We start from the raw sequence: 6,820 nt of genomic DNA, 5'->3' as shown, positions 1-6,820 counted from the left end.
CCGCTGCGGAGCGGTAGTTCAGTTGGTTAGAATACCGGCCTGTCACGCCGGGGGTCGCGGGTTCGAGCCCCGTCCGCTCCGCCAAGCATCTTGTGTGCATCCCAGCAAGCCGCAAGACCAGTTGTTCCGCAGGAGTCTTCCTGCACTGCGCCAGAAGGCGCCCGCCAAAAGCTCCGGATTCCGGAGCTTTTTTGCTTTGCGCGGCAGCAAGCGCCGTGCCGCCGCCCCTCCCCCGTCTCGTCCGTTTATCCTCTGGACAGGCCGCGCTTCGCATCGCATCCTGTGCGCTTGTGCCAGCCAAGCCAAGAGGCCCACGTGACCGCCAGCAACGCCGCCCCGCACGCACACCGCCAGCACCTGCAACGCATCATCGCAGGCTTGAACGAAGGCATCATCCTGCTCGAGTCCGATGGCAGCATCGCCTGGGCCAACGCCAGCGCGCTGGCGCTGCACGGGGTCGACACGCTGGAGGCGCTGGGGCAGACGCCCGCCGGCTACCGCAAACGCTATGCGCTGACCTACCGCAACCATCACCGCGTGCCGGCCAAGCAGTATCCGCTCGACCGCCTGGCCGCCGCGGTCGCGTTCGACGACCTGCTGCTGGACCTGACGCGCAAGGACGACGCCGACTTCCTGCGCAACATCCGCGCGCGCGGCCTGCTGCTCGAAGGCGACGGCGCGGACTTCCGCGTGCTGATCCTGGATGACCAGACCGGCCAGTTCAACGCCGAGCAGCGCTTCGAGCGCACCTTTGCCGCCAATCCCGCGCCGGCGCTCATCTGCCGCCTGTCCGACCTGCGCTATGTGAAGGTGAACCAGGGCTTCCTGGACATGACCGGCCTGACGCGCGAGACAGTGCTGGGCAAATCGGCCTACGAGCTGGACGTGCTCGACGGCGGCGATGACAAGGAGGACGCGGTGGCCAAGCTGAACGCGGGCCTGACCATCAGCCAGCGCGAAGGCGTGGTGCGGCTGGCGGACGGCGGCGCGCGCTTCGTCATCGTCGCCGGCCAGCCGATCGACATGCAGGACGAACCGTGCATGCTGTTCACCTTCATCGACCTGGAAAAGCGCAAGCGCACCGAGGAGGCCCTGCAGCAGAGCGAGGAGCGCTTCTCCAAGGCGTTCCGGCTGGCGCCGGTGCCGATGGCGCTGTGCGACGGCGAATCGCTGCGCGCGCTGGATATCAATGACGCCTTCGCGCAGGCCGTGGGCGTGTCGGCGCAGGACGGCGCGGGCCAGGAACTGACCGCCCTGGGCCTGCGCCCGTTCGAAGGCATGGCCGACAGCCTGGCGCGCGGCGAGAGCATCCGCAACCGCGAAGCCGCGCTGGCCACGCCCGACGGCGCCCTTCTGGATTGCCTGGCCTCGGCCGAGCCGGTCATGATCGGCGGCGAGCGCCGCGTGCTGCTGGTGATGCAGGACATCACCGAACGCAAGCGCAGCGAGACCGAACTGCTGACCGCGATCGAGGCGGTGATGCAGGACACCTCGTGGTTCAGCCGCGGCATCATCGAGAAGCTGGCGCAGTTGCGCGCCCCGGCGCCGGCGGCCCGCGACGTGGCCGAGCTGGCGCAGCTGACGGCGCGCGAGCGCGAGGTGCTGGGCCTGCTGTGCCAGGGCCATAGCGACGACGAGATCGCCCGCCAGTTGCGCCTGTCGCGCAACACGGTGCGCAATCACGTGGCCACCATCTACAGCAAGATTGGCGTGCACCGGCGCAGCGCGGCCATCGTCTGGGCCCGCGACCGCGGCATCACCGGGCATGAAAAGCCGCGCTCCCGGGGCAAATCCGGCGCGGGCTGAGGCAGGCCGCCTGAATTTACAAATTGAATCAAAATAATGAGGGGATCGCGCTGCGCGAAGATGCCGCCGCGTTAGATTCCGCCCGCCGCCAAAAATCGCCATTTTCGGCAAAACTCCAGCCAACTAGCCGCCAAAATCCGCATCACACCCCAGATTGCGCAAACCCTGCGCAGGTTCTTACGATCCGCCGATCTGGCCGTCCCGTCCACGGGTCCGGCGAGAGCCCCGCAAGCCTTCTGGAGTCCGTTGATGCAGACCGCCTACATTCCCGTTCCCAAGCCGCCCAAGGCGCAGCCCGCGCCCGCCTGGAGCAGCGCCGCCGTGATGGAGCTTTACGCCCTGCCGTTCATGGACCTGGTGTTCCGCGCCCAGCAGACGCACCGCGCCCACTTCGACCCCAACGGCATCCAGCTGTCGAGCCTGCTGTCGATCAAGACCGGCGGCTGTCCCGAGGACTGCGGCTATTGCTCGCAGTCGTCGCGCTACGACACCGGCCTGGAAGCGGAAAAGCTGATGCCGCTGGACGAGGTGCTGGCCGCCGCCCGCGCCGCCCAGGCAGGCGGCGCCCAGCGCTTCTGCATGGGCGCCGCCTGGCGTAGCCCCAAGCCGCACCACCTGGAGGCCGTGGCCGAGATGGTCAGCGCGGTCAAGGCGCTCGGCCTGGAGACCTGCGTCACGCTCGGCATGCTGCGCGAGGGCCAGGCCGAACAGCTCAAGCAGGCCGGTCTGGACTACTACAACCACAACCTGGACACCTCGCCCGAGTTCTACGGCAAGATCGTCACCACCCGCACCTACCAGGACCGCCTCGACACGCTGGACCGCGTGCGCGACGCCGGCATCAACGTCTGCTGCGGCGGCATCGTCGGCATGGGCGAATCGCGCCAGGAGCGCGCCGGCCTGATCGCGCAGCTGGCCAACATGGAGCCCTACCCCGAGTCGGTGCCGATCAACAACCTGATGCGGGTGGAAGGCACGCCGCTGGCCGACGTCGAGCCGCTCGATCCGTTCGAGTTCGTGCGCACCATCGCGGTGGCGCGCATCACCATGCCGCGCGCCATGGTGCGCCTGTCGGCCGGCCGCGAGGCCATGGACGACGCCATGCAGGCGCTGTGCTTCATGGCCGGCGCCAACTCGATGTTCTACGGCGACGTGCTGCTGACCACCGGCAATCCGCGCATGGAGGCCGACCAGCGCCTGCTGCAACGCCTGGGCATGCGCATCGACGCCGGCCAGCACAACCCCCACCACGCGCACCAGGATCTCTCGGCGTGACGCTGAGCCCCGGCCTGTTCTACCTGCTGGCCAGCGTCGTCTGCAGCGTCGCCGTGGCGGCGATGCTGAAGCTGGCGCGGCGCTGGCAGGTGGACGTGCGCCAGGCCATCATGGTCAACCACGCGGTCGCCGCCCTGCTCTGCTGGACGGTGCTGCGGCCAGACCCGGCCACGCTGCTGACGCCGCAGACGCCGTGGCTGGTGCTGGTGGCGCTGGGCCTGCTGCTGCCCAGCGGCTTCATGGCGATGGCGCTGGCCGTGCGCCATGCCGGCGTGGTGCGCAGCGACGCGGCGCAGCGGCTGTCGCTGTTCATCCCGCTGCTGGCGGCGTTCCTGCTGTTCGGCGAGCCGGTCAGCGGCCGCAAGCTGGGCGCGATCGCGCTGGCCTTCGCCGCGCTGTTCTGCCTGCTGCGGCGGCCGGCCGCCCTGCCCGCGGCGCAGGCGCCCGAGACGGACGCCGCCGCGCGCCGCGCGCTGTGGCTGTGGCCGTTGGCGGTCTGGGTGACCTATGGCGTGGTCGACATCCTGTTCAAGCAGGTGGCGCGCGCCGGCACCGCCTTCGCCAGCGGCCTGCTGCTGGCCTTCGCGCTGGCCAGCGCGCTGATGCTGCTCTACCTGCTGTGGCGCCGCGCCGCCTGGGCGCCGCGCCATCTGGCGGCGGGCGTGGCGCTGGGCGTGGTGAACTTCGGCAATATCCTCACCTACATCCGCGCCCACCAGGCGCTGCCCGAGCATCCCGCGCTGGTGTTCGCGTCCATGAACATGGGCGTGATCACGCTGGGCACGCTGGTCGGAGCGCTGGTGTTCCGCGAGCCCCTGACGCGCCTGAACGGCGCGGGCCTGGCGCTGGCCCTGGGGGCCATCCTGCTGATGACCCCGTGGTGACGGGCGCCGGCGCTCAGGTGCCGGTGCGGGGCTGTCGCGCCGCCTGATCCTCGGCGTCGGGCTCGGCCGGCGCCGGTTCGGCCGCGGCGGTCATGGCCGCGATGGGAGGATCCACCGCCCCGGCGCCTTCCACCGGCGCCGTGGCCGGCGCGGCCGAGGGGTCCGGCTGCACCATCTCGATGCCGATATCGTTTTCCACATCCACCCGCGGGTCGAGCACGGCGGCGGCCGGCGAGCTTTGCAGCGTGTCCGGCATCGGCACGAAATGCACCGGCGCTTCCTCGACCTGGTGGGCGCCGGTGACGCGCGTCGGGCGCACCTGCCACACCAGGATCAGCGCGCAGGCCGAGATGAAGACGTAATACATGCTGGGGCCGGCCAGCGACATCAAGAGGCCCGCGATCATCGGGCCGACACAGGCGCCGACGCCGTAGGTCATGAGCAGCACCGCCGACAGGCTGACGCGGCGCTCGGATTCGACGTGATCGTTGGCGAAGGCGGCGCCCAGCGGATACAGGGTGAACTGCAGGATGCCGAAGACGCAGGACATGGCCACCAGCGCCCAATAGGGCAAGGTCAGCCAGCCCCACATGACGGTCGGCAAGATCACCAGCAACAGCGCATTGAAGCGGATCAGGCCGGCGCGGTTGATGCGGTCGGACAGCCAGCCCATGGGCCATTGCGACAGCAGCCCGGCGGTGACGGCGGCGGCCACGAACACGGCGGCCTGCGAGGTCGTCAGGCCGTGCTTGGCGCCGTACACGGCCGCCAGGCCGTAGAAGGCGCCGGACAGGTTGCCGGCCACGAACAGCACCGTCATGGACAGCGGCACGCGGCGCATGAAGAAGCGGATGTCGAGCGCGGCCGGCAGCGGCGTGGGCGGGTGCGAGCGGGCCGTGACGGCGATCGGCACCAGGCACAGCACCAGGCACATGGCCACCAGGGTCAGCGGCCGCAGGTCGAGCGTGGCGTAGGCGGTCAGGGCCAGTTGGCCCAGCACGGTGCCCAGGCCGGACACCACCATGTAGACGGAGAACACGCGCCCGCGCTGGTGGTTTTCGGTTTGTTCGTTGAGCCAGCTTTCGATGACCATGAACTCGGTCACCATGACGATGCCGGAGATGACGCGGAACACCAGCCACAGCGGCATGGAGTCGACCAGCGTCTGCGCCAGGATCATGCTGGTGGCGACGGCGGCACAGGCGACGAAGGCGCGGATGTGGCCGACGCGGATGATGAGCTTGTGTCCCAATCGCGCGCCGCAGACCAGGCCCAGGTAGTAGCCGGCGATCAGGGTGCCGATCCAGACCTCGCTGACGGACTGCGCGGTCAGCCTCAACCCCATGTAGGTGTTGAACAGGCCGGTGCCGATGAGCATCAGCAGGGTCGCGAAATACAGCGACGAGAAAGAAGAGATGGTTGCGAGCATGGCGTCTGGCTACCCCTGCCGGGGAGTAGCGACGCGGGCCGCCAGGGCGGCCCGCGCATTGAGCGATGAAACAGGGACTGCGCGGGGGAAATCAGGCTTGCGACAGCAGGGTCGCGGCGTCGCTGACTTCGAACTTGCCGGGGCCTTCGACGTTCAGGTGCTTGACCACGCCGTCGACGATCAGGGCCGAGTAGCGCTGCGAGCGCACGCCCATGCCGCGCTGGATCAGGTCCAGCTCCAGGCCCAGGGCCTTGGTCCACAGGGCGGAACCGTCGGCCAGCATGCGGACCTTGCCGTCGGTCTTCTGTTCGCGGCCCCAGGCGCCCATGACGAAGGCGTCGTTGACGGACACGCACCAGATTTCATCCACGCCCTTGGCCTTGAGGGCGGCGGCCTGCTCGACGTAGCCGGGCAGGTGCTTGGCCGAGCAGGTCGGCGTGAAGGCGCCGGGCAGCGCGAACAGGGCGATGGTCTTGCCGCGGGTCAGGTCGGCGACCTGGAAGGCGTTGGGGCCCAGCGAGCAGCCTTCGCTTTCGGTTTCGATGAATTCGGTCAGGGTGCCGTCGGGCACGCGATCGCCGACTTTGATGCTCATGGGGAATCTCCAGTGTTGGGGGGTGTTGCATTGGGGCGGATGTGCCCCACAGCCCTCATCATAGTTCGTGTCCGTTGCGCTTGCTGGCCCGGCGGACAGATCGGGAAAAAAACCCGCACAGTCTGAAACGACTCCATACGCGAGGCGGCATGGGGATCGTTGCCATAATGTGGGCGTGTTCAATGCCCGGGCGCGATGGCCGCGCGCGGGCGCTTTGCGGAGACAAACCGATGCGCAAGATGCTGATCGGCCTGGCCTGGACGATGGCCCTGGCCACCCCGGCCTGGGCCGCGCCCGACGCGGCCGAGCAGGCCCAGTTCGAATCCTTCGTGGTGGCGGCGGGCGCCTCCAACGGCGCGGCGCGATCGTGCGGCGCGTCCGAACCCGACCTGGCGCAGCACCAGGCGACCTCGCGCAAGAACCTGGAACGGTATGCCAAGGAATACGGGTTCTCGGCGGCGGGCTATGACGGGCTTTACGAGAAGGGGCTCGCGGACGGGACGCGGATGATGGAGGAGATGAAGCGTTCCGGGGTCGACGGGTGCCGGGGGGTGCTGGGGAGTTTTCAGAATGAGCGGGTGATTTCTTATGAGGATATGAAGGCGGCGTTGGCTGAGGTTAGTGATGGGTTGCCGGGGGAGAGTGCGGAGAAGTGATCGCTTTTTTTTGGGCGGGGATTTGAGTTCTTGAGCCGCCCGGCGGGACGGCGCAGGCGGAGGGCGGGGCTACGATTGCGGTCCGGAGCGTTCGCTCCGGACTTCCCCGTCCTCAACCTTGTATGGTGTAGATGCGCCTTCCGCAGTGGGAGGGTGCTGGGGTAGGGACGTGCTC

General features: G+C 68.8%; 6 protein-coding genes and 1 tRNA gene. 5 read left to right on the top strand and 2 right to left on the bottom strand.

The features are described 5' to 3' along the window. The first annotated feature begins 7 nt into the window (after positions 1 to 7). The 4 genes from AOZ53_RS32915 to AOZ53_RS32900 all read left to right on the top strand — a co-directional run bounded on the left by AOZ53_RS32915 (position 8) and on the right by AOZ53_RS32900 (position 3,965). Positions 8 to 84: transfer RNA gene (locus AOZ53_RS32915), tRNA-Asp, on the top strand. Between the two features lie 231 nt (positions 85 to 315). Then, entirely contained in the window at positions 316 to 1,806 is a 1,491-nt protein-coding gene (locus tag AOZ53_RS32910; RefSeq protein ID WP_054428571.1) for a helix-turn-helix transcriptional regulator, read from the top strand. 249 nt (positions 1,807 to 2,055) lie between these two features. Beyond that, positions 2,056 to 3,081 (top strand): biotin synthase BioB, encoded by a 1,026-nt coding sequence (bioB, locus tag AOZ53_RS32905; RefSeq protein WP_054428572.1) that lies wholly within the window; start codon positions 2,056 to 2,058, stop codon positions 3,079 to 3,081. Between the two features lie 2 nt (positions 3,082 to 3,083). After that, positions 3,084 to 3,965, top strand: a complete 882-nt coding sequence (locus AOZ53_RS32900) for an EamA family transporter (protein ID WP_054476128.1) — start codon at positions 3,084 to 3,086, stop codon at positions 3,963 to 3,965. A 13-nt stretch (positions 3,966 to 3,978) separates the two neighbouring features. Here the strand turns inward: AOZ53_RS32900 and AOZ53_RS32895 are convergent, their stop codons facing one another. Continuing rightward, positions 3,979 to 5,394, bottom strand: a complete 1,416-nt coding sequence (locus AOZ53_RS32895; protein WP_054428573.1) for an MFS transporter — start codon at positions 5,392 to 5,394, stop codon at positions 3,979 to 3,981. 91 nt (positions 5,395 to 5,485) lie between these two features. After that, complete coding sequence (locus tag AOZ53_RS32890; protein WP_006390907.1) at positions 5,486 to 5,989, bottom strand: peroxiredoxin; 504 nt, start codon at positions 5,987 to 5,989, stop codon at positions 5,486 to 5,488. A 230-nt stretch (positions 5,990 to 6,219) separates the two neighbouring features. Between AOZ53_RS32890 and AOZ53_RS32885 the strand changes: the two genes are divergently transcribed. Continuing rightward, the gene (locus tag AOZ53_RS32885) at positions 6,220 to 6,645 is read left to right on the top strand and encodes a hypothetical protein (RefSeq protein ID WP_054428574.1); all 426 of its coding nucleotides are present in this window, start codon (positions 6,220 to 6,222) and stop codon (positions 6,643 to 6,645) included. Positions 6,646 to 6,820 lie beyond the last annotated feature (175 nt).

The sequence above is a fragment of the Achromobacter sp. 2789STDY5608621 genome, from assembly GCF_001299375.1.
Lineage (GTDB): Bacteria > Pseudomonadota > Gammaproteobacteria > Burkholderiales > Burkholderiaceae_B > Achromobacter > Achromobacter insuavis.
Note: the sequence above shows the minus strand (reverse complement) of the source record. Positions and strands in the feature narration are given on the sequence as shown.